This is a genomic window from Flavobacterium sp. GCM10022190, assembly GCF_042656445.1.
Taxonomy (GTDB): domain Bacteria; phylum Bacteroidota; class Bacteroidia; order Flavobacteriales; family Flavobacteriaceae; genus Flavobacterium; species Flavobacterium nitratireducens.
The window spans coordinates 152667-176166 of sequence record NZ_JBHSOQ010000005.1 but is presented as its reverse complement, the minus strand read 5'-3'; the positions used below and the strand labels follow the sequence as shown (position 1 = coordinate 176166).

Annotated in this window: 23 protein-coding genes; 4 read left to right on the top strand and 19 right to left on the bottom strand. The window is 33.3% G+C overall.

Annotated elements, in window-relative coordinates; all coding sequences use genetic code 11:
• Positions 1-28 precede the first annotated feature (28 nt).
• Together ACFPTQ_RS15035 and ACFPTQ_RS15030 are read left to right on the top strand one after the other, a co-directional pair.
• The gene (locus ACFPTQ_RS15035; RefSeq protein WP_379778616.1) at positions 29-202 is read left to right on the top strand and encodes a hypothetical protein; all 174 of its coding nucleotides are present in this window, start codon (positions 29-31) and stop codon (positions 200-202) included.
• Complete coding sequence (locus tag ACFPTQ_RS15030) at positions 151-270, top strand: hypothetical protein (RefSeq protein ID WP_379778610.1); 120 nt, start codon at positions 151-153, stop codon at positions 268-270. Before ACFPTQ_RS15035 ends, ACFPTQ_RS15030 begins: the two co-directional genes overlap by 52 nt.
• On the opposite strand, the gene ACFPTQ_RS15025 is transcribed toward ACFPTQ_RS15030, so the two are convergent.
• Together ACFPTQ_RS15025 and ACFPTQ_RS15020 are read right to left on the bottom strand one after the other, a co-directional pair.
• Positions 271-1140: a glycoside hydrolase family 25 protein gene (locus tag ACFPTQ_RS15025; RefSeq protein WP_379778557.1), complete on the bottom strand. Its 870-nt coding sequence runs from the start codon at positions 1138-1140 to the stop codon at positions 271-273.
• On the bottom strand, positions 1121-1846 hold the full coding sequence (locus ACFPTQ_RS15020; RefSeq protein ID WP_379778555.1) for a CDP-alcohol phosphatidyltransferase family protein: 726 nt from the start codon (positions 1844-1846) through the stop codon (positions 1121-1123). The genes ACFPTQ_RS15025 and ACFPTQ_RS15020 overlap by 20 nt, the downstream gene beginning before the upstream one ends.
• Before the next feature lie 145 nt (positions 1847-1991).
• Here ACFPTQ_RS15020 and ACFPTQ_RS15015 point away from each other — a divergent pair, with 145 nt between their 5' ends.
• Positions 1992-3161 (top strand): DUF4105 domain-containing protein, encoded by a 1170-nt coding sequence (locus tag ACFPTQ_RS15015; RefSeq protein WP_379778553.1) that lies wholly within the window; start codon positions 1992-1994, stop codon positions 3159-3161.
• A 3-nt stretch (positions 3162-3164) separates the two neighbouring features.
• Here ACFPTQ_RS15015 and ACFPTQ_RS15010 read toward each other — a convergent pair whose 3' ends face one another.
• The 6 genes from ACFPTQ_RS15010 to ACFPTQ_RS14985 form a co-directional block, all read right to left on the bottom strand.
• Positions 3165-4553: an exopolysaccharide biosynthesis polyprenyl glycosylphosphotransferase gene (locus tag ACFPTQ_RS15010; protein WP_379778551.1), complete on the bottom strand. Its 1389-nt coding sequence runs from the start codon at positions 4551-4553 to the stop codon at positions 3165-3167.
• Between the two features lie 128 nt (positions 4554-4681).
• A complete protein-coding gene (locus tag ACFPTQ_RS15005) occupies positions 4682-6040 on the bottom strand; it encodes an O-antigen ligase family protein (protein ID WP_379778549.1) in 1359 nt (452 codons plus the stop codon).
• Positions 6033-7118, bottom strand: a complete 1086-nt coding sequence (locus tag ACFPTQ_RS15000) for a glycosyltransferase (RefSeq protein ID WP_379778547.1) — start codon at positions 7116-7118, stop codon at positions 6033-6035. The genes ACFPTQ_RS15005 and ACFPTQ_RS15000 overlap by 8 nt, the downstream gene beginning before the upstream one ends.
• A 3-nt stretch (positions 7119-7121) precedes the next feature.
• Positions 7122-7985 (bottom strand): hypothetical protein, encoded by an 864-nt coding sequence (locus tag ACFPTQ_RS14995; RefSeq protein ID WP_379778545.1) that lies wholly within the window; start codon positions 7983-7985, stop codon positions 7122-7124.
• Positions 7975-9102: a glycosyltransferase family 4 protein gene (locus ACFPTQ_RS14990; RefSeq protein ID WP_379778543.1), complete on the bottom strand. Its 1128-nt coding sequence runs from the start codon at positions 9100-9102 to the stop codon at positions 7975-7977. The genes ACFPTQ_RS14995 and ACFPTQ_RS14990 overlap by 11 nt, the downstream gene beginning before the upstream one ends.
• 76 nt (positions 9103-9178) lie before the next feature.
• Positions 9179-9382, bottom strand: coding sequence for a hypothetical protein (locus ACFPTQ_RS14985; protein ID WP_379778541.1), 204 nt, complete (start codon positions 9380-9382; stop codon positions 9179-9181).
• A 499-nt stretch (positions 9383-9881) separates the two neighbouring features.
• On the opposite strand from ACFPTQ_RS14985, the gene ACFPTQ_RS14980 reads away from it, so the two are divergent.
• Entirely contained in the window at positions 9882-10631 is a 750-nt protein-coding gene (locus tag ACFPTQ_RS14980) for a hypothetical protein (RefSeq protein WP_379778539.1), read from the top strand.
• A 104-nt stretch (positions 10632-10735) separates the two neighbouring features.
• On the opposite strand, the gene ACFPTQ_RS14975 is transcribed toward ACFPTQ_RS14980, so the two are convergent.
• The 11 genes from ACFPTQ_RS14975 to ACFPTQ_RS14925 form a co-directional block, all read right to left on the bottom strand.
• Complete coding sequence (locus ACFPTQ_RS14975) at positions 10736-11728, bottom strand: glycosyltransferase family 2 protein (RefSeq protein ID WP_379778537.1); 993 nt, start codon at positions 11726-11728, stop codon at positions 10736-10738.
• Between the two features lie 7 nt (positions 11729-11735).
• Positions 11736-13274, bottom strand: a complete 1539-nt coding sequence (locus ACFPTQ_RS14970) for a glycosyltransferase family 2 protein (protein WP_379778535.1) — start codon at positions 13272-13274, stop codon at positions 11736-11738.
• Positions 13271-14419: a glycosyltransferase family 4 protein gene (locus ACFPTQ_RS14965; protein WP_379778533.1), complete on the bottom strand. Its 1149-nt coding sequence runs from the start codon at positions 14417-14419 to the stop codon at positions 13271-13273. Before ACFPTQ_RS14965 ends, ACFPTQ_RS14970 begins: the two co-directional genes overlap by 4 nt.
• Before the next feature lie 328 nt (positions 14420-14747).
• On the bottom strand, positions 14748-15623 hold the full coding sequence (locus tag ACFPTQ_RS14960) for a hypothetical protein (protein ID WP_379778531.1): 876 nt from the start codon (positions 15621-15623) through the stop codon (positions 14748-14750).
• 252 nt (positions 15624-15875) lie between these two features.
• Positions 15876-16223, bottom strand: coding sequence for a GIY-YIG nuclease family protein (locus tag ACFPTQ_RS14955; protein ID WP_379778529.1), 348 nt, complete (start codon positions 16221-16223; stop codon positions 15876-15878).
• A 230-nt stretch (positions 16224-16453) separates the two neighbouring features.
• The gene (locus ACFPTQ_RS14950) at positions 16454-17887 is read right to left on the bottom strand and encodes an MBOAT family O-acyltransferase (RefSeq protein WP_379778526.1); all 1434 of its coding nucleotides are present in this window, start codon (positions 17885-17887) and stop codon (positions 16454-16456) included.
• A gap of 54 nt (positions 17888-17941) precedes the next feature.
• Complete coding sequence (locus ACFPTQ_RS14945) at positions 17942-19027, bottom strand: glycosyltransferase family 4 protein (protein ID WP_379778524.1); 1086 nt, start codon at positions 19025-19027, stop codon at positions 17942-17944.
• Positions 19018-20409, bottom strand: coding sequence for a CDP-glycerol glycerophosphotransferase family protein (locus ACFPTQ_RS14940; protein WP_379778522.1), 1392 nt, complete (start codon positions 20407-20409; stop codon positions 19018-19020). The genes ACFPTQ_RS14945 and ACFPTQ_RS14940 overlap by 10 nt, the downstream gene beginning before the upstream one ends.
• A 92-nt stretch (positions 20410-20501) precedes the next feature.
• Complete coding sequence (locus ACFPTQ_RS14935) at positions 20502-21125, bottom strand: transposase (RefSeq protein ID WP_379778520.1); 624 nt, start codon at positions 21123-21125, stop codon at positions 20502-20504.
• Between the two features lie 110 nt (positions 21126-21235).
• Positions 21236-22360: a UDP-N-acetylglucosamine 2-epimerase gene (gene neuC, locus ACFPTQ_RS14930; RefSeq protein ID WP_379778518.1), complete on the bottom strand. Its 1125-nt coding sequence runs from the start codon at positions 22358-22360 to the stop codon at positions 21236-21238.
• Between the two features lie 69 nt (positions 22361-22429).
• Complete coding sequence (locus tag ACFPTQ_RS14925; RefSeq protein ID WP_379778516.1) at positions 22430-23470, bottom strand: N-acetylneuraminate synthase family protein; 1041 nt, start codon at positions 23468-23470, stop codon at positions 22430-22432.
• Between the last annotated feature and the right edge of the window lie 30 nt (positions 23471-23500).

Below are 23500 nucleotides of genomic sequence, written 5' to 3'. Positions count from 1 at the left end.
GAAAGCAAAACTTAGAAATCGAATACAAATGAAAGAGGAAGAAAATCCAAGTAAAGAAACCTTAGATCAATGGTCTAAAGACCCGAACAATTGGATTGGGGGGTGTTTTATTACAATCCAAAAGACAAACGCATCTTTCCTCCCAAGAAAATTGAATGGATGGGATTTACCACTAATTTCGCCAATACAAAATCGATTTTAGCAATGATAGGTATACTTTTATTTGCCGCTTTAGTCATCTTGACCATAGAAACCCAAAAAACACGATAACTATTCCTTTGTAATAAATCGTAGTTGCTCTACATCTCCATTAAAGATATTGACATCAACATTGCCTTTTATTCCTGAAATGGAAGCTTTTTCGGTGTATTGCCAGAAGAGCCAGTCTTCATCCATTTTTTCTCTGTAGAAATTATAATTGGCAATCCAAAATAGATAATCCGAGAATTCCTTTTTTAAGAAATCATCATAATAGCGTTCGCCAGTATAAATAATCGGTTTCATTTTGTAATGCGCTTCCACCATAGTCAACCATCGTTTTAAACCAATTTTCAAGCGCTCCATAGATTGATTCTCAGAAAGACGTTCAATATCTAAAACAGGGGGTAAATCACCTTTTTGCAATTGAACCGTTTTAATAAAAAGTTCGGCTTGTTCCAATGAATTTTCATCAGGACGATAATAATGATACGCCCCACGAATGAAATGATTTTCTTTGGCTTTGCGCCAATTTTCATTGAATTTTTTATCCAATCGATCTTTACCAACAGTCGCACGAATAAAAACAAAAGACAATTCATAATCATCGTCTAAAGTCCTAACCTCTTCCCACTCAATAGCCTCTTGGTATTCTGAAACATCAAAACCAATAGCTTTGTTGCCTTTTTTCTCTAAAACTTGATAATTACGAACATCTGAAATATGTTTTTCTCTAGCCGCTTTATCCAAGAGCTTATCCGTTTTAAAACTAAAATAATAAGCCAGCCCGTTGCGGTAATGGTAGACAATTCCAAAGAAAATTAGTATTGAAAAAACAACAATAGCAAGCTGAACAAACTTCTTCTTCAGTGTTCTAGTAGAAGATTTCTTTTGGGATTTTCGGGTAGTTGTAACACGACGCCTATGATTTTGCTTTGCCATCTAAAGAAAACTTATTATTCAGTACCGACAACAACACATAACTTATAATTACAAGCGGTACTCCAGCGTATTGAAAAAACAGCACTAACAATAGTGCTAGGGTTATAAAACTAATTTGCAGCAAATTATCTTTCAAGGTAAACTTCTTGATTTTTAATGAAAACAAAGGTATTTCGGCATTTAGAATATAAGCACTAAATGCTGTAATCAGTACTAAAACCCACTGATTTGTTAGCAATTCAAAAATAAAAAACGAATCCGAATTTTCAATTACTAAGGGCAAGCTTAACATAAACAAAGAATTAGCTGGTGTAGGTAATCCGATAAAAGAATCCGACTGACGGGTATCAATATTAAAAAAGGCCAAACGATAACAAGACCCCATAGTAATTACAAATCCTACAAATGGAAAATAACTCCAACTCGTAATTTCATGCTGACCGTTTAACAGTAAATAATACATTACATAACCGGGAACCACTCCGCTAGTAACCATATCGGCAAGAGAATCCAATTGTAAACCTAATTCGCCTGTAACCTTAAATAAACGGGCAAAAAAACCATCAAAGAAATCAAAAAATATCCCCAGAAAAACAAAGAAAAATGCCATTTGAAAATCCTTTTGGCTCACAAAAACAAGGGCAATACAACCACAAAAAAGATTTAATAATGTAATTGTATTCGGGACGTGTTTTTTAATATTCATTTCTTTAGCATTTTTGAGTATAGCCACAAATTTAATATAATTAGTGAATGCCTGCACTTATCTTAAACATCAATTATCAACAGAAAGAAATATTGATTATATATTTAAATGCATAAATACATTAGCTCATTAAAAAATGATACTTTTGAAAAAAATAACAAAGACAAATACTATGGCGGCTATTTTCACACCTAAAAAAACGGTATTCCTTTTATTCTTTTTTCTTTTTTTTAATGCCTTTTGGGCTCAAAACATCCAATTATCAAAAGATGCCAAAGTGAGCGTGATTACATGTGGCCTAGGAAATGAATCCTATTCACTCTTTGGACATACTGCTATCCGAATTAAAGACGATGCCAATTTTGTAGATGCTGTTTACAATTATGGTGCCTTTGATTTTAACACTCCTAATTTCGTTCCTAAATTTGCCAAAGGGGACTTAGAATATTTTGCTGTGGTCCATAGCTATACTGATTTTATTAACCAATATACCTATGAAAATCGTTCAGTTGATGAACAAGAATTACAAATTCCACTCCAATTAAAACAACAACTTTTCGAGAACCTCAATACATCACTAGCCTCTGGAGACAGTCATTACACCTATAAATTTATTGACAAAAACTGTACTTCGATGGTTGTCGATATTATCAATAAAACCCTAGGAAGCAACATAATCACTAAAAAAGTAGATACTGATTTGACTTATCGAAGTATTTTATTTCCTTATTTTGATCATCATTTTTATGAAAAATTAGGCACTAGCATTATTTTTGGTTCGAAAGTAGACCAATTGGGAACCAAACTATTTTTGCCACAAGAATTACAAATGAGCTTAAAACGTATTCAGTACAAGAATCAGCCTTTAGCACCTAAAAATGAAACCCTGTTACACTTTGAAGAATCACATCCTAGTTCTTGGTGGAATAACATTTACACTTATATCCTTGTAATTGCTTTATTAGTAATTTTAAACAAAAAAGGAATTCATTATGGCTATTTTACTTTAATGGGAATAGTAGGCTTATTTTTCCTTTTTATGGGTTTCTATTCTGATCATTTGGAATTAGCCAACAATTACAATGTCCTTCTGTTTAATCCCTTACTGCTTGTTCTAGTTGTTTTTTATGCCCAAAAAAACCGCTTGTGGAGCTATCGCTTTGCCCTATTGAATTTAATTGCTCTGGCTGTTTATTTGGGAATACTGATTAATAAAGCGCATTTGTTAATTGTAATGCCAATGGTATTGACTTCGGCGTATTTTTTAATTCAAATTGCTATAAAAAACAAAAAACCGATTCCAATTATCATTTAGAAGTTACTGTCCTCTATAAAAAAGGATCGTTGTTATTGTTTTTAAGCTGATATTGAAATCCAAGTAAAAACTCCTGTGTTTGATATAATACAAATCGTATTGCAGTTTAATTAAACTATCGTCTATACTTTCTCCATAAGAGTAGTTCACTTGTGCCCAACCAGTAAGACCTGGTTTTATGATATGACGGGTTTCATAAAAAGGCATTATTTGTGCAATTTCTTTAACAAAAAAAGGACGCTCTGGTCGTGGACCAATTACTGCCATTTCTCCTTTTAAAATATTGACAAATTGAGGAAATTCGTCCATTCTGGTTTTTCGCATAAATCGCCCAAAAGCAGTTATCCTACTATCGTTATTGGTTGCAAAAACGGCATTTTGGGATTCAGCATTTGCTATCATTGTGCGAAATTTCAAAATATTAAATATCACACCGTCCTTCCCCACACGTTCTTGGGTGTAAAACAAACTACCTCTATTCGCAATGGTATTCATTAGAAATATAAATGGAATAAGAAGCATCATAATTACAATTCCAAGTACCGATAAAACAATTTCTAACAACCTCACAATAGACAGATACAATCTGTTTTGATTGCTGCGGCTAAAAGGAAAAAAAAGATAAAAATCACGCTCAACATGCTTGACTGGTATGCGTTGCGTTTTTGTTTCATACAGCTGAGAATATTCTCTAATTACTTTGCCCGATTCCAGTAATTTCAATAACTGTTGGTATAAATCGGCTGTAATAGCTGCTTTTTTTTGAGTGGCTACCACTATTTCTTTAATATTTGCTTTTCGTACAAAATTGACCAAATCAATAGATGAAACTTTTTTAAGACTCGCTTGTTGAGTCGAAAAATTCTCCTCAGAATCACTCCAATAGGCCACAATTTTATAATGTGGATCGATACTCTCAATTCCCGAAACCAATTCGTTTAACTGTTCTTCATCACATATCAACAATGCATTTTGATGAAATCGTTTGGAGGCTAAAAAACGAACATAAAAAAGTCGCCAAAGCACTAACGACATAAAAATAACGACTAAAAAAGTAATGATTTGTAATCGGTTAGTAGGTAAAGAAGCAGCATAGACAGGAGTTAAAAAATAGGCCAGAACCGTCGTTACAACAGTTAGTATTGCACTTCTACCTATTAAAAACTCATTACTCGAAACCTGAAGATTGTACAGTTCAAAAATAGCTCCAATAACTTTCAAATAGAAAATCAGCACTACTAAATGCGTTACACTGGAAACTGTTGTTTTTAAATAACTTAAATCAAAAAAAGAACCCACCGCATATAACGAAAACACAATACAAAGCACATCTACAATATGTAGCATCATTTTCCTTTCAGAAATTTCAAAATGTATTTTGTCTTTTGGCATTCGTTTTTATCTCACTTCAATTTAAATTGCGTAGCACAGCTATTGAGATAGTTGCACTTATCGATACAAAAATATTATTTAAGTTGAAAAAAGTGCTACAATTTGCCGTTTATCCGTTTAAATGCAAACTATACCTCCTGAACCTCTTCTTGTTGGACTTTAGGAGCAGGTTCTACAACCAGTTTTAATAAGGTTAAAGCATACACAAATGCTGGCGCAGCTATACGCATTGCGGCATGATTAATTGTAAGTAACCAAAAAAAATAAAACGAAAAAAAGTAAATATTTTGATAATTCAGGACATATAAAATAATAGGAGTAACTAACAGTATTAGAAGTATTAGAACCCCAAACATGCCATGCTCGGCTAACAATCTAGTCATTTCATTATGAGATGCCACCTCTTCTCCTAACATTTCACTTCGATAGGACTTTCCCATACCTACACCCACACCCATAATTGGATTTTCTTTAAACAGTTCTAGTTCGGTACCAAGTATTTGTTCCCTTCCTCCCAATCGATCCTCTTTTACCCTACCTGCAGCATCTTGATTCGCATATCTTTTGGCAATTAAACCACTTGTTTCAATGACACTATAGGTCCAAATACTCAAAGCCAAAATACCCGTCACAAAAATAATCCAACCTACTTTCCTTTTTCCTGATGTATTTGCTAAAAAATAAGTCGCCAGAATTACACAAACTATCATTGCTGCTCCTGAAATTACTCCTCCACGTGAAAAGGTAACAATGGCTCTGTAACTACAGATTACTAACAAAAAACCGTTTAACAACATCATCTTTTTTGATTTCGATAAAAAAACCAATTGGCAAAAAAACACAAACATTCCTATGCCCAAAATGGTTGCCACTTGATTAGGACCAAAACCACCTGAGGTAGCAAAGTTAGACTGGGTTCCCGTAACCACCTCCCTTACCGAAGGATTATACAATAATAAATAAGTTAGGGTACTTACTATGGGTAAACCTAAAAAAATCAAGCCATTATGCAATTGATTATACGTTATTTTTCTTTGATAACAATATAAAGCGCTCAAACCCAAACAAACTGGTCCCGAGATATTAAAGGTTATTGCCTTACGAATTTCTAAATCCAAATTTTGATTACTCATCGTCACAATAATCCCTGGTATTAGTAGCAGAAAATACAACCAATAAACGATACTATTTTTTGAAAAACCGCTCAATACAAAACCCAACAACATTAACAATGAAACGATTGTTTTCACGTATTCATTATTTAAATTCCCTCCTGTCATTCTCAAAAACACTTCGGCTCCCACTAAATAGGCAGAAACATAAAACACTTCATTATTTTGGTTGTTTTTACTAATGATATAATACACCCCCATAACGGCTATGAGTAAGGCATAGATTTTAGACAAAAAAGGAATAAAAAACAGGACTACCGCTAAACCTACATGAAGCGCTAGGAGTTGGATATAACTAGTTTCCGATTTATTCATTAATAATTGTTTTTTGTACCCAACAAATATATTTCTTTATAGTGGATGTTGCTGAAAAATAGTGCTCCACTTTATCATTTAGCCTTTCTGAAAAGGTATCTCTTAGTGATGGATTCTCTATTAACTGAACCAATCGATTGTAAAACATTTCAACATCATTAGAAGGCACCAAAAAACCATTTTTATTATCTTCCACAAGAGCCGCTATTTGCCCAACATTGGTGGCTAGAACCACTTTTTTACCCAAAGCATATTCCAAAACAGCTACAGGAAGTCCTTCTGAAATGGATGTCAAAATTCCAATTTCAACTTGAGCTATAATGGCTTCAACATCCAAGCAGGTATCATACATATAAAGCTGTTGGGATAAATTGTGTTCTTGTATACTGTTCTTTATCATCCTAGAATAGTCATCTTGTAAATCTTTGCCCAGCAAATGCAAACTCCAATCAGGATGGGACTCTTTGAGTTTAACAGCCACTTTTACTAACATTAAATGATTTTTTTGCTCTCGCAAATTGGCCAAACATAAAATTCGCTTCCCAGCTTGACCTTTCAATTGTGTTGGTTCGCTAACAGCCTGATTGACTACTGCGAAATTGGGCAAATAGATCGTATTTTGACATTTCAAATATTCTTTTACCCAAAGATGTAACTTTTCATTCACTACGATCACAGCACTAAAAAAGATACTTGCCAGTTGCAAAGCTCGTTTGGGACGTTCGGACAAAAAATCACTATTCCCATAATGGTCGTGCCAAATAATTTTAATTTTCGGATAGCACAATTTAACCAATACTGCCAAAAAGAAAGACGAGCTGTGTGCCTGAATCACTTGAATTTTATTGTCATAAATGAATTTTCTTAATTTTAGAACTGCATTAACATCCCAGGTTCTTTTTTTATTCAAAAACAAGTAGGCGACATTTGGATTTAATTGCGCTTTGAGTAGTCCCTCTTTGCGTGTAGCTACTAGTGCAGAAAAAACGCAATTTTCCGCCAAAGTGTTGGCATAATTTAAAGCCATTCGTTCGGCTCCGCCTGTTTCCAAGGAATCTATTAGTTGTACTATTCTCATTTCTTAACGTTTTCTCAAAAGCACGTTTATACTTCCAGCCATTAATTCAGAGTCACTATATTTCAAAAAATCATCATGTATATTCAATTTTTTAAATTTAAAATATTCAACAGATTGCTGATCAACTTGATCATGTTCATAATACAACAAATCAAACTCTTTTGCTAATATTTCTAAATACTGAGGTAATCTTAATCTATTGTGGTAATCAAACTTGGTTTGGATATTCTGCCATTCGTTTTCACTATATTTTAAAAAATCTTGTAAAGAAAGGGACTTATCTGTGTAAGCTCTGTGATCACTTGGTGAAATCAAATGTAATATATAGGCCCCCGACTTCAAGTTATTTGCAAAATGAATGTGCATCTTTTCAATTTCTTTTTTCGGTATGTGCTCTAAAACAAATCGAGAAATTATCAAATCAATATGCTTTAAATCTCCTTCGTAGATCTTGGTATTTGGATAATAATGAACAGCAGAAAGTAAATTATACCCCCTCTTTTTTTCCACATCAAAAGAAAAGTATTTACTATAATAATCATTTACTTTATCGATTTCCTTTTTTTTATAAAACCGATTAACATCATAAGTCTCAACCCTATTTACCCCAGCTGACAACACAAATTCGTATGGCAAAACTGGTAACCATCCAGAGCCTAATTCTGCAACTTTAAAATCATTTAAAATAATATTATTTTCATTTAAAATGCGTTTAATTATTTCAATACTTTTTTTCGTTGATAGAATTTTATCTTCATGTGTTATTTTACTAGCTACATTCTGCAACAAATGATATAAATTATATCCAACTGATTCAGGCAACAAAGAAAGAAATTTAAAAATTCTAGTTTTTATTTTATGCCTCATAATTTAATATTTTTCGTAGTTTTCTTTCAAATAATTCTAAATTGTATTTCTGAGACCAATTCCTAGAAGCTTTACTTTTATTTTCATAATCTGCAGTATTATTTATTAACCTCAGCACGACCTCAACATCCTTTTCTAACTTTTTTTGCAATATAATCCCTCGATTCCCATCATCCAACATAAAAGGAATACAGGAAACTGAAGTAGCGATAGGAACACAACCCCAAAACATAGCTTCGGCAATAGCTTTGGGCCAACCTTCACTCTTAGAAGCTAATATCACAAAATGACTCTCCTGATAGGCTTTTTTTAGCACTACCTGATTTTGGTTCCCATGTAAAATAACATATTCTTGAAGTTGGTTTTCCACAATGTAAAGTTCTAAAGACGAACGCAAAACACCCTCACCATAGATATCCAGCATTGCATTTATTTGCTTTGCTCTCAATTGTTCCAAAAGTTGTATGACATATAAGGGATTTTTTCCTTCTACTAAACTCCCCACAAATAGCAGTCGAATGGTTTCATTAGCTTGTATTTTCTTTGCCTTAACTACTATTTCTTTCTCTGAATAACTGGCGGTAAAAAATGGTTTAACATTAACCGATTGATTACTCCATTCGCCATAGACCAAGACTTTCATATTTCGAGTCAAAAAAGTATTCGCTAATAGCCATTTTTGTAAACGATACGACCAAGGTTGCTTTGCTTTTGGATCCCAATTTCCAGCATATTTAGCCGTTTTAGGTTTGGATGGAAAAAGTATTTGTAAAAAGCAGGCTAACAATCCCATGTTGCCAGGACAACGCAAATGAATATGATCGGCTTGTCGCATGGCTTTGGCCATTTTAAACATTATAAAAGGAATTCTAAACACGGCAAGAATTGCATTTTTTATATTAATACAACTAAATGAAGGTACCGCTCTACAATCAATTATGGGATGTTTATAACAATCGTCAATTACGGAAGGCGTTTTATTTTCCAAAGGAGCCAGTATAATCACCTTATCCACATATTTGAACCAAATATTCATCTCTCGAACATAAGGTTCGTATGTAAAATAGCTTTCCTTCTCTTTTAGATGAACAAGTTGTGTAATAATTAAAAATTTCATTCCATTCCCTACTTAGCTAGCAAATATAAGTATAAATGTAATAGATTGAAGGTTGTGGACTGAGTACAGACTGTTTTTATTTTCTTTCAAATTTAGCAAGTAATGTCGTTACTTCATTAATATCGAAAGCATAATATTCACAATATTCTTTAATAGTCAACTTGTGATGGCTTTGCTTGTTCAGGGCTTTCTTGATTCGTTGAATTTCTTTTCGCGCATAACTATTACTTTTATTGGTAAGCGCCATAATATCACTGGGATAAATTACAATTCTTATCATAATCTAGTATTTAAAATCATCCAATACTTACAAATTTAACTATTTTTTTGAATTCAACCCATATTTAACACAGTTTTTCTTGGTTTTAAAGCTATTAATATTATTGCTGTACTTTCCTTCTTGGTTTGCAACACAAATTTACATTCTGTATTCATCCCTTTGGATCCAATTTTTATTCTTTTATTGAATCTCATTTTACAGACTACTATTGTACATTTAATGAGAAGGTATCTATGGAGTATCTATGGAGTATGTATGGAGTATCTAGTCTGAATCATTATTAGTCCTAAATAGCTATTTTGATACAAAATGCTTTTAAACGTATTTTTTATCCTTTTCTTAGTCTTTTGTCTTTTATCGTAATTATTGCTCTAAAGTATTTCTATTAACCATAATCGTCTATAATCATTAAAAGTGTACTAACACACACCAAAGTATTGATTAAGAATAAATTACCCATTACTTTTAAACCATTATTAACCTTATTAATATATTGATTATGGGAAAACTAAGTAGTTTTATTAAGTTAGAAGGCACCTTAAATGATTTGACTTTCTACAAATCACAGGGAGATTATCTGGTACGTACCAAAGGTGGCGTATCTAAAAAAAGGATTATGACTGATCCTGCCTTTGCAAGAACCAGAGAAAACATTAGTGAGTTTAGCTCTAATGCACAAGCTGGTAAATTAGTCCGTGATTCTGTAGGCATCTTACTGAATCGTGCTAAGGATTCAAAATTATCCAGTAGAATGCTACAATTAATGAATGAAATCAAAGACTTGGATAGTAGTTCTAAAAGAGGGAAGCGTAAAGTAGCTGTTGGACTTCAAACTGCCGCGGGAAAAGCGTTATTAAAAGGCTTTGATTTTAACAGTAAAGCCAAACTGGCCTCTGTTTTGCATGCCCCTTATAGTTTGAATAGCGGTACGGGTGTTATCAATATCGACAATTTTGTTAGTGCTCAACAACTTCTATATCCTGAAGGCGCAACTCATGTGAGTCTTCGTTCAGGTATTGTTAAAGTTGATTTTACTACAGACAAATTTGAAAACAGTTATAGTCCAGAAAGTATTGTTGCCTTAGACAACACCACTACAACTGTTGTACTAACACCTGCTAATGTACCCAGCGGTAGTGGCATTCAATTTAACCTATTGTTAATTGAATTTTATCAAGAAGTAAATGGAACACAATATCCATTACGTAGTGGTAATTATAATGTTCTTAATCTAGTTGATGTCATTTAATCTAATTTTAAAAACTAAAAGTCCGCTTAATGGCGGACTTTTTTCAACAATCCATTTTCAATCCATTCAACACCTATTTATCTACTCCAAATGGCTTAGGAAATCTATTTTGGTTTATTAAAAATCAAACTGCACCAACCCACAAAACGCCCAAGGGCTTCCGTAAAAGCCTCTTTTTTATTAGAGGTCGTTACTGTATTTAAAAAACGAATAGCCGTCAAAAGTATCGTTATTGCATGCCATTTTAATTTGTCTTCAAAAACAGGTTTTGGATTTTTTACTCTCCATACATACCAACCGTTACGTACCACCATTTTACCGTAAAGGTATTGATTGGGTCTACCTGAACTTTCATGAAAATGCTGCAATTGAGCTTTTGTATTAATTACATTTTTGCCATATGACAATGCCCTTAATGAAAAGTCTGCATCTTCATATAACCCATATCCTTCAAAAAATTTTGAAAATTGAATATTTTGAAAGATACTTTTTCTAAAAGCCATTGCCATCCCTATCAATAAATCAACCTCATATTCTTTGGCTGTAATTGGAAATCCACATGTTCTACCATGTGAAAAATTAGGCATCTTTCCTGGACCTAAATTTGAAGCTAAGCCTAAATAATTTCTAACTACATTGCGTGAACCTTCTCTATAAACGTAATTTTCAAAATGATAATATTTTTTAGAATTATAAACAGTTTTAGTCTCTTGCAATTTCCACCTATATTCATTTATTGCTGTTCCCCCTACACCTACAATTATTTCAGATGATTCAAAACTTTTAATAATCTCTTCAAAATAATTTGGTTTCAAAACCGTATCATCGTCCAAAAAACAAACTACCTCTGAAGATTCGGTAACTTTTGAAATTCCAAAATTTCGTTGTCTTGTCAATCCTCTATTGTCATCTTCGACCAAAAAATACTGCAAATTTAGAATTGCCTTTTCCTTCAAAACAAGTTCTGTGTCTCGATTTATAGAACCATCAACAATTATAATTTCATTAGGATAAACTGTTTGCTCTTGAACGGATTGCAATAATCGCACCAAAGGCTCCGGACGCATATATGTACATACGATTAATGTAAATTTCATCATCTCATTAATATGTTCGTTTTCCTAAATCTATTAATTTCCTAGCATAAAATAAGGATTTATTAAACTGTAGCAATTTATAGGGTAATCTTAAAAATCGATATATCAACGCTATTTTTGACCCTTTGAAAAGATACATCAAAAAATGTTTGTATTTGTATTCTATCAATTGTTCCGGCGTAAAATGTTTTAAAATTCCATACATAATTGTTGGACTAGGCACTGGTCTTATCCACTGTACAGGAGTGTCTAATTCCCAAGGTTGTGATTTTCTTTTTTTTCCTGTTATACTTGCTTGCTTTCCCCAAAATCGATATCCTCCCATGGGCGGTTTAAGATGCAAGTTTACTGAAAATGGATTATGTAATACCGTTACTCCTATTTTAGATAAGGACATTCCAAAATCACTATCTTCACCGTAGCCTCCATCAAAATTAATATCGTTTCCTATTAATTGCGTAACAAATTCTCTTTTTACACAAGAATTAGCATTACTAAACATTTGAGCACAACCGGAAATCCATCTTTTATTTCCTATTATTTTAATTTTGTTTTCTAAATCAGTCAGACCTTGCTTATGATGGTCGGCACGAATATCCAATCCATTACAAGCATCTGCTTTGTTGGTTTGTAAAAACCGAATGTGATTTTCAATAAAATCTTTTGGAACTCTTATATCATCATCCCCAAAAACAATATAATCAGCTGTACACAAAGCAATTGCTTCATTTCTTGCTCTACAACTGCCTTTAGTTTGTTGCCATTTTACAATCAATTCAAAAGGGTACTCTTTCTGTTTGTATGCATTTTCATCTCGATCAATTGCAGGTGTTGCATCCACCACCACCACTTGGGTAACTTTATAAGTTTGATTTGTCAAATCATCCAATAATTGCACTGTATAATCTTGGCGTAACATTGTTGGCACAATATAACTTACTGTCGGACAGCCTTGAATAGGTTTCAAATCTCTCGGCCTTAATACTGGTCTTGAGATAACTTTACTGTACTTATTTTTAGCATAAGTAAAAGCCTCCCACTCCTTGTATTTCCATAATCCTTGCCTGTATATCATGTACAATGAATGATTGATCTTGAAATTTTTTATAAAAAAAGTATATCGGTCTTTGACAGAAATATCTATTTTTTCAATGCTATCGCTACTAAATAAACCTTTACTATACAATGCAACGGCACCCGAATTTCGAACGGCATTATAACCAAAATCTAAAGCCTGAATCTGAGGATTTTCATAATCTGTATCAAAACCATTTAGTGTTTCCCAAACTGATTTTCTAACTGCAAATTGATTCGGATTAATTCTCCAACTGACACATTCATCTAAATTTTCAAAATCATTTAGATACCAAAAGAAAGTAGCGGTTTGATACACTAATTCCGGAAAAGCATTTTCATATCCTTGTTCTAATGAACTGTGCCAAATATCACCAGTTCCTCTTGCAAGCACCTCTAATTTTTCAAAATCTGGATTTCCATTATATAAAATAATTTCTTCAGCATTCGTCTTATACTCTTGTAACCTCATCTAATTGCTATTTGTTTATAAAACTCCAAACTCTGTTTGGCTACCGTGTCTATAGAGAATTTGTCTGTCACTTTTTGTCGGGCAGCTTTTCCTATTACTTCTCTTACACTTTCATCAGTAAGTAAGTTCAAAATCGCAGCTGCATATTCTTTATGAGTCTTTGGATTAACCAAAAAGCCATTCACTGTATGATCAATCACATCAGTTGCCCAACCAATATTAGAAGCCACAATTGCTTTTTGCATTGCCATTGCCTCAATCCAGGAAACAGGTAAGGCTTCGGCAAAAGAAGGAAATACACAAACCGTTGCTTCGTTAATGTATTTCTGAATTTCGTGATAAGGCACACTTCCTAAATAGTTTACATTTAATAAAGCTTGTTCAGAAAACAAAGATTTCATCATTTCCCATGTTGAACTTAAACCCGAGATAATATCAGGAACGTCTTTGCCTACTACTATTAATTTAGCCTCTGGATTCTTTTCAATAACCTTGTTAAAAATCAAAGGTAATTCTAGAAGTCCTTTTTTTCGAATCAAACTTCCAAAATATAAAATGGTATTATTTGCTTCTGCAATTTCTTTATTTTTTTCAAAAGAAGTTACATCAATAGAATTAGGTATAATTGTAAATTGTTTTTGCAAGCCAAAAATCTCATTCGTTTTATCTGCCGTGAACTGACTTACCGATAATAAAGCGTCCGCTTTTACTAACGCTCTTTTTTCGTGGAACTTATTTTTCCACTTAACAGGCCTCTTATCCAAGTCGCAAAAATAAGTATCTGAACCATTCAACCTAATTACAACAGGACATTTTTTTGGTTTAATAAAGGAGGTAATCCCTGTCCAATCTGGGGCTTCTACTAAGTCGATTTTTTTAGCTTCATAAAGATCGTTAATAATTCTCTCCAGTTTTTTCCTTGTAAAAAACCAAGATAATCCTTTTATTTTCACATTTTTTATTAACTGAATCACAATTCCCTCATCATCCAAAATTGTTTCTTCTCTTTGACCATATACCAACACTCGTACCTGACAACCTTTGGCTAGTAGTCCTTTGGATAAATTTTTTATACTTGTGCCAATCCCACCTGAATTTCCTGTCCTAGGATGTGGGTATTCAGGTGTTAAGAAAGCTATTTTCATAAAATTGTGAATTAAAATCTGTATTTTAAGAGTCTGCTTACCCTTTAAAAAAAAGGAAGTTTTCTTTTCTCCCTCACTTAAAGGGAAAAATATACAATATGTATTATTAGTTTCTTTTACTTTTCCCCTCCCTAAAGGGTGGTAAAAGAATCTGGAATACTTTTCGTATTTCTTTTCTGTTTTCTTGACCTGAGATCCTTTTACTTTTCCCCTCCCTAAAGGGTGGTAAAAGAATCTGGAAAACTTTTCGTATTTATTTTTCCTTTCCCCTCCCTAAAGGGTGGGAAAAAGAAATACGAAAAGCATTATTTATAAGACCGTTTACTTTTTATTTATTAAAAAAATCATTGATAATTCTGGCTGTAAAGATTCTAGCACCGGCATCATTCATGTGACCGCAAGAGGAAAAGTATTTATCATCCTCTACTACCTTTTCGTAATTGTGAATTTCCGGATAAGCCTTTTTTACTTTTTTAAAATAGTCAATCCCTTTAGTATTCTCACACATGGGAGTCATTACAGCAATGAACTTAATATTATTGGCAGCACAAATATTCTTTATTTCTTCGTAATATTTGTTTTTCAATGGCTTTAATGTTCTAATATCATTCTTCATCCTGCCTTTTTTATTTCCTAAAGCATGATATCCTCCTTTATCTAAAATATTCGTTGGCTGCTTACTAAAAGTCTTATACATTTCCCTGAAACCAATTAAAGCATCAAAATTAATATATCGATAAAAGGGAATGAAATAGATTTGCATAAAATCAGGCTCAGGTGCAAAATGATTTTTGATTGTTTCAGAGTCGTGAAGGTAAGGCAAAAATTTGGCTGCAACTGTTTCGGAACGTTTTTCATTAGACATATTCAAATCGGCTTCCAGCATCAGTGTTTTAATTTTGTAGCCTCGTTCCATCATCAACTTTAACATCAGCGAAGCTTCAAACAAATGCCCCCCACTGATTCCATAATTGAAGGTTTTCAAGCCTTTTTGCTCAAACATTTCGGTCACAAAATGGTTATTGGCTCTGGAAGACCCTAAAATTACTACATCATAATTTGTAGCTTTGGAATTGTAAACATAGTCTACTTTATTTCGATTATTCGAATGCAAATAAACTGAGGTATAGCTATAGTCTAATACTACTGCAATTAGCAATAGTATGAATATTGTTTTTATAGTGAATTGTAGAAATTGTTTCATTATTGGTTTAACTGTATCTGTAAGAACTAATAAAGCTTTTCTTTATAGCTACTTTATGCGCTTTTTTTCAACTTTTTGCAATCATTCGAGTTTGGCAGTTGCGACGAGATAAAAAAATGTGCGTTTGATTGTGTCATTCCTCCAGAGGAGAAATCTCATCTCGTTTATTACTTTTTCCTTACTCACTTTGTAGACTTTCCCTATGTGATTTCTCCCTTTGGTCGAAATGACAAAACAATCTGTGTAAGTGTGTCATTCCGACGAAGGAGGAATCACATCCCCATTTTTAAATCTTTCATTCAAGAACTCAAATTCCGGATTGAAAGAACGAATTAATTCTATTTTTTTAGTTCTATTCCAGCTTTTTAATTCTTTTTCTCTTGTGATTGCCTTCTGTACCCAAGAAAACTTTTCAAAATAAACTAAATACTCTACTCCATATTTAGAGGCAAATGTTTTATTATTCTTAACAATATTATCATGATGTTGTTGCAATCTATTCCTTAAATTATTTGTCATACCAATATAAAAAGTCGAACGATAACGATTCGTTATGTTGTATACATAATAAGTATGATAGCCTTCATTATAATCGAACATAGTTTTCAAAATAATTTTAGTTACGCTCCTTGATGTGATTCCTCCTTCGTCGGAATGACAAAACACTCATTATCATCCATTTCTTTTATTTCTAACCAAATTTACATTCTTTTTAACTTTAAAGTAAAAGTCGACTTCTATATGTGATCTGCTTCGTCTGTTCGCTATCGCTCGAGTCTCCTTCTTAGAAATGACAAAACTGTGTAATTGTTTTCTTTTAAGAAAACATATTAAAACTGAAAATAAATAAACTCTTTGTAATCCGAATAGGTTCCTAAAGCCATGATAGCGGCCAAACATAAAGCTAATTTTACTGTTTGATATTTACCTGAAATTGGTTCTTCTTTGGTGCGATTGTTCCATTCGACCGTGATAAACAGCAGCAACAAGAGGATAATTTCATAGTTGTATCTTTCGTTAGCCAAATATTGGGTTTCGAAATGCCCATTGGTGAACATTTTTTTTAAATACAAAAAAGCATCTGTGATTGTTTTTGCCCTAAAAAACACCCAAGCCAAACAACTTAGTGCAAAGGTGAGTACGATATTGGCAACCGTTCTTAACGATTCCCAACTTCTATCCAAAATAACTGTATCCAAATTATTTCGATTGGATTTCCGTAAAAGAAGTGGCAAAAAGTACAAGGCATTAATCAGACCCCAAACTACATACGTCCAATTGGCACCATGCCAAAAACCACTGACCAAAAAGATGATAAAGGTATTTCGGATTTTCATCCACATTCCGCCTTTACTTCCTCCTAACGGAATGTATAAATAATCGCGAAACCAAGAGGATAGCGAAATGTGCCAACGACGCCAAAACTCGGCTATATCTCTTGAAAAATAGGGATAATTAAAATTTCTTAGTAGTTCTAATCCGAACAATTTAGACATCCCCAATGCCATATCCGAATAACCCGAAAAATCACCGTAGATTTGGAAAGCAAAATAAATAGCTCCCAAAATCAGAGAAAAGGAATTCATTGAGCCATAGTGGTCAAAAATAGCATTGGCATAGGTGGCACAGGTATCGGCAATGACTACTTTTTTAAGTAATCCCCATAGCATTTGGTAGATTCCTGCTTTAGCCTGTTCGAAATTAAAACTTCGTTTTTCTTTGATCTCTGGCAATAAATGGGTTGCTCTTTCGATAGGTCCTGCCACCAGCAGCGGAAAATAACTCACAAACAGGGAATAATCGACAAAGTTGTATTCGGCTTTAATTCTTTTATAATAAATATCAATCACATAGGATAGGCCGTGGAAAGTATAAAAGGAAATCCCCACAGGTAAGACTACGTCCAACAAAAAAGGGGATGTTTTTAAACCAAACCCCTGCATTAGCTCAGCAAAAGTAGCCGCAAAGAAGTTATAATACTTAAACAAGCCCAGAAATCCTAAATTGACTCCGATACTCAGCCAAAACCAAAATTTTCGACTGCTTTCCTTCTGGCTTTTTTCAATTCGGATACCTGTATAATAATCTAAAAAAGTCGAGAATACTAAAAGAAATAGGAAGCGCCAATCCCAACAGGAATAAAAATAATAACTGGCAATAATTAATAAACTATTTTGAGTGGTTTTGTTTTTGTTAAACACAAACCAATACAATATAAAGACGATTGGTAGAAAAACGGCAAATGCAAAGGAGTTGAAGAACATTTTTTGAGTTGTGAGTTGTGGGTTGTGAGTTGTGAGTGCAAAATTAATTTTTTTTTAATGCCTAACTAACTCCCAGTGTTTTTCTACCATTTTTTTTAAGGAAAAAGAATGTTCAATTAAACTCCTCGTATTGTTTGTTATTTTTTTATCTCCTAAAAAAACACTTTCTATAACTGCTTTTAGTTCTTCTATATTTTTAGGAGTAATGATAAAGCCATTTTCCCCATCCACAATTAGCTCCGTATTTCCACCTACAGTTGTTGCTATAACAGGAACATTGGCAGCTAAACTCTCTAAAATAGATAGACTAAAACATTCCATATGACTAGGCTGTACTAAATAATCATATTGATGGTAAATTGATTTGATAGTAGCAACACTTCCTTTAAAATTAAAATTAGCTTCTAGGTTGTTCTTTCTTATTTTTGATTCTAAATCTAATTTATAAGGGCCATCTCCATAAATATCAATTTTAATTTCATCTTTAATCTTCTCTGGTAAAGCTGCTACTGCTTCAATAAGATCCTGAATCCCTTTTGATTTTCTTAAATGGGACACTACTAAAAAACTAGGTTTTACAGTATTTCTTTGGTATCTAATCATTATATCCTCTATTAAGACTCCATTATAAATTGTAAGCAACTTAGATTTATTAAGAATACCAAAATCTTTTATTATCTCATTAGTAGTATAATTTGACACCCCGACAAATAATGAAATATATCTCGAATACAGTAGTCCCTTTAGTCTTTTCTGGATTTTTTTCTTGATTGGATATCCTTCTAAAGGTCTGGGATTATGATCAACCGCAATCATTTTAGCATTCGCTATTTTACTCACCTTGTAATAAAAAGGAGTACACAATTCTAAAAAATGGGTAATAATATAGGTATAGTTTGTTTTGTTTTTATTTTGAAAATCAATAAAAAAACGCTCTAATGATTGATCATCCGCACTATATATATGAAGATTACTGTATTTTCCGTGTGTGGAAAAATTAGGAAAAAACCAATCTACCTTCACTCCGTTTTCTTTACATTTTTCATCAAATGCCCAAAAAAAATAATCCATTCCGCCAACACGTTCGGGCAAGAGTTCGTAATTGCAAATTACTGCTATTTTTTTTTGATTTACATCCATTTGAGTAGTGTTTGTGCCATTCTTTTACCCGTATTAATCAAAGGTTTACTCACTTGTAGTTCCCATAATTGCGCTCTATTATCTGAATCTAAGTTAGGGTTTTCTAAATAATTGTTAATAGCATTTATTAATTCTTCCTCATTCTTTACCACTTTGGTTGCCATACTATTCACCACATTTTGAATGTGTGCATAGTTTAAAAAGCGCTGATCATCATACATCCCATTTTGAACATTACCAAAAACGGTATTAATAACGGGTTTATTAAATGCCATAAAATCCAAACTCATAGTGGATAACATATTCACATTTAAATCAGAGAATTCTAATAAACTCCTCAGGTCTTTTACATCCTCGACGGTAGGAATCCTTTGTGACCAAGCTTCTTGATGTCCTTGACGAGACAAATACCATTTAGGATTGTTCCATTTAATAAATGGATATTGCTCAACTATTTTATTGAAGCGAATTGGGTCCTCAGCAGGCGAAGTCCTAACAATAAAATTTACTTTTTCTATTTGTTGGTTTAAAATAGCATTCGCAATAGTTGTGATATATAATTCGTCATTTTTACTTGTGGAAATATCACCACAACTAAAACAAATGGTCTTTAAAGCCCTGTCTACATTAAATTTTTCTACAAATTCCTCTTTAGAAAGCTGGTATCTTTCTAATATATAAGGCTCAAATTGCGGGGTTCCCACTACTTCAATGTTTTGTTTTTTAACTGATGAATAAAACTGCTGCAGTTCTGTTTTCATTAAATAACTCCAAACCAAATAATAATCAAAATTAGCCGCCATTCTTCCTTTGGAAGCTAGATTATCCCATGAGAAAATAAACGAAGCTGTTTTAATATTTAATTGTTCTGCCTGATATGCTAATGGAGCAATAAAGGGCGGACGTTGGTGTGTGAAAAACAATAAATCAAAATTTTCATTCTCTAAAATCGTTTTGTAAGCGAGTGTAATAGAATGATTCTTGAATGTTCTTTGTTGCCAAGCATTGTATCGTTGTATCCATTTTTCTGTATGTAAAATGGCAGTCGCTTTGAATATAAAACGGGTAGCATAGCCTCTTGTCGTTTTTAATTGGGAATGGTTGATACGCAAACTATCCTGAATGCCAAAATTATTCTTTTTATGCAATTGTAAATGGGCCACTTCTTTGGCTTTTCTAAAAAACCAAGTAGGAAATTTTTCTTCAAAAACTTCGAGTTCTACTATCCTCGATTTGGTTACATAACCAGCGTAAACTTCTTTAGGTAAACACGATAAAATTACTACTTCATCACATATATTCTCTGCCTCTACTAAAAAATCACTTAAAATAAAGTTTCGAAAACCTACTCCGTCTGTAATTACTACACCTAGTTTTTTCATTGTAATTTGTTTCTCTTTTATTAAATCTTTTATTAAACCCTTTCAGAGTTTTGAACTCTGAAAGGGTATGAACTCTGAAAGGGATTTGAACTCTAATCAAACAATAGTTCCACCATGTATTCTAAATCTTGTTTTTCATTATGATAACTAATAAAAGCTTCTTTACTACCAAAAATTTCGATACTATCTTCTCTCTTTAATCTGGTAGGTTTATTAGATAATATCGTTTCATAAGAAGACCATGGGTATTCAATAGTGTTTTTTACAAATCCATGATGAATGGGATTATTATGAATGTAATAAATTAAATTCTTTAGGTATTCTTCTGAATCAATCCGTTTTCTTTCAAATGGTTTTTCAAACAAACTACCCGTCCGATTGTATTTTTTATTAATGGCTTGTGTATACGCATTAAAAAGATGTCCGAACTGCTTTGATGCATCTAAAATTTTAGGTTTTTCTACTGTCGAATATTCTAAGGCTTCTTTTTTTATTTCATTCTCAGAGCGAATATAAACTAAAAAATGAAAATGATTTTTCATCAAACACCAGGCATAGGTTTCCGCAATTGGATAGATGTACTGTTGGTATAGCTTTAAGAAATACTCATAATTACCATTATCAAAAAAAATATCAATACCATTATTACCACGATTATAAATATGATAATAATTTCCTGGAACTAAGGGATGTTTTTGGTAATTATCATTTCTCATAGATCATGTTTTTTTAGTTATTATTTTATTATTATTACAAACCCTTTCAGAGTTTTGAACTCTGAAAGGGTATGAACTCTGAAAGGGTTTAAAGAAGAGTTAACAGCGTTCTACGAATCTCTGAATTGTTTTTGATGATTGAGCTGCCAAATGTCTGATTTTTGTAAACATTGTAAAAATAAAGCGGTACTATTTCCTGAACCAAAATCAGCCTCTCTTTGTTTTACTTGGTATGTATCTATTTTATTCAATACATCAACTATACTCTCCAAACTATAATTGGTATTTAGAATCGCTGCATTCACCACCCGATTCTGTTGCCGCGTTCCGATATTAATGGTTGGAATTCCATAATAGGGTGCTTCTCTAATCCCCGCACTACTATTCCCAATAATGAATTGGGCGTTTTTGAGTAGGGTGAGAAAATACTCGAAACGCAAAGAAGGGAAAACCCTAAATCGATTGTTATCTTTAAGTTTCGAATATTCCTGAATTATAGACTGACTTCCTAGATCATTATTGGGATAAATCACAACGTAATTATGTTGATCATTTTGTAAAGCAGCTACAAAATTTTCGGCGTATTTTTTCATTTCATTGGCTTCTGTTGTAACAGGATGAAATAGTACAATGGCAAACTCCCTAAAATCGATTTCATAATATTTTTTTACTGTTTCCAAATCCGGTAAATTCTCTGAAAACATGATATCAATATCTGGAGAACCAATAGTAAAAATAGACTCCTCAATTTCGCCCATTTGAAGCAAGCGTTTTGCCGCTTCTTCATTGGACACAAAATGGACATGACTTAATTTGGAAACACTATGTCTAATTAATTCATCAACCGTCCCTGACAATTCTCCTCCTTCAATATGTGCTACCAAAATATTATTCAAAGAACCCACAATAGCTCCCGCCAGGGTTTCCACTCTATCTCCATGCACCACAATCATATCGGGCTGCAACTCTTTGCAATACGCTGACAATCCTTCAATAGTTTTGGCCAGCGTCAAATCCATGGTCGTTTCGTGAGTATGATTTTGGAAGGTATGGACGTTGTTAAAATTACAGCGTTCTATTTCTATCAAAGTGTAACCATATTCCTGTTGCAAATGCATACCTGTTACAAATACATGCACTTCAAAACCTGGATTTGCATCTAAAATTTGAATTAGTGATTTTATTTTACCAAAATCGGCACGAGTGCCTGTAAGAAAAAGTATTTTTTTATTCATTTTTTTATCCCTTATAATTTAACCCTTTCAGAGTTTGAAACTCTGAAAGGGTTTAGAAAAGGTTTAGCGTTATTCAAAATCTTCCCAACTCAACTGTTCATCGTTTTCAATAACACGGGTTGCCGTTTTCCCAATTAGACCATTATAATGTTCGGCAAGAATTTTTCCCGTTCCCGGACGTTTTACCCAAATGTTTTCTTTCGATAATTTCTCGCCTTTTTGAATTTTGGCAATACTACAAACCGTAGCAAAGGCAAAATCAATGGTGACTTGTTCTTCTTGAGCTGGTTCTTTGGTTCCGCCTCGCATTTGCCAAATTTCTTTGGCATTCAGAATTAAATCCTTCGTGGTTTGTTCATCCATACTGCATACAATATCTGGACCTGTTCGTTCCATAGTATCTGTAAAATGACGTTCTAAGATACTGGCTCCTAAGGCAACCGCCCCTAAACAAGCATTATTATTCAACGTATGATCGGATAAGCCAAAAACTTTATCCGGAAAGGCTTGATGTAATTGGGTCATCGCTCCCAATCGAACTAAATGGATGGGTGTGGGGTATAAATTAGTTGTATGTAATAGTGCTACCGGAACCTGATATTGGTCAAAAATAGCTACTGCTTTTTCAACACTTTCAATGGTGTTCATTCCTGTGCTTAGGATTATCGGTTTACCAAAAGAGGCGATATGTTCTAAAAGCGGATAATTATTACATTCGCCCGAACCTATTTTGTAAGCCTGCACCTCAAATTTACGCAATCGGTCGGCTGCTGCTCGTGAAAATGGAGTCGACATAAAAATCATGCCTTTACTTTCTACATAATTTTTTAATGCTAATTCTTCCTCTTCGTTAAGCGCACAACGTTCCATAATTTCATAGATAGAGACATCGGCATTGCCTGGAATTACTTTTTTGGCTGCTCCACTCATTTCATCGGCTACAATGTGGGTTTGATGCTTAACTACTTCCACTCCTGCTCTATGTGCTGCATCGACCATTTGCTTGGCGACCGCCAGCGAACCTTCGTGGTTGATTCCTATTTCGGCAATGACTAGGGGCGGATAATCAATTCCTACTTTTCTTCCTGCTATTTCTATATATGGGTTCATAATTTGAGTTGTGAGTTGTGGGTTGTGAGT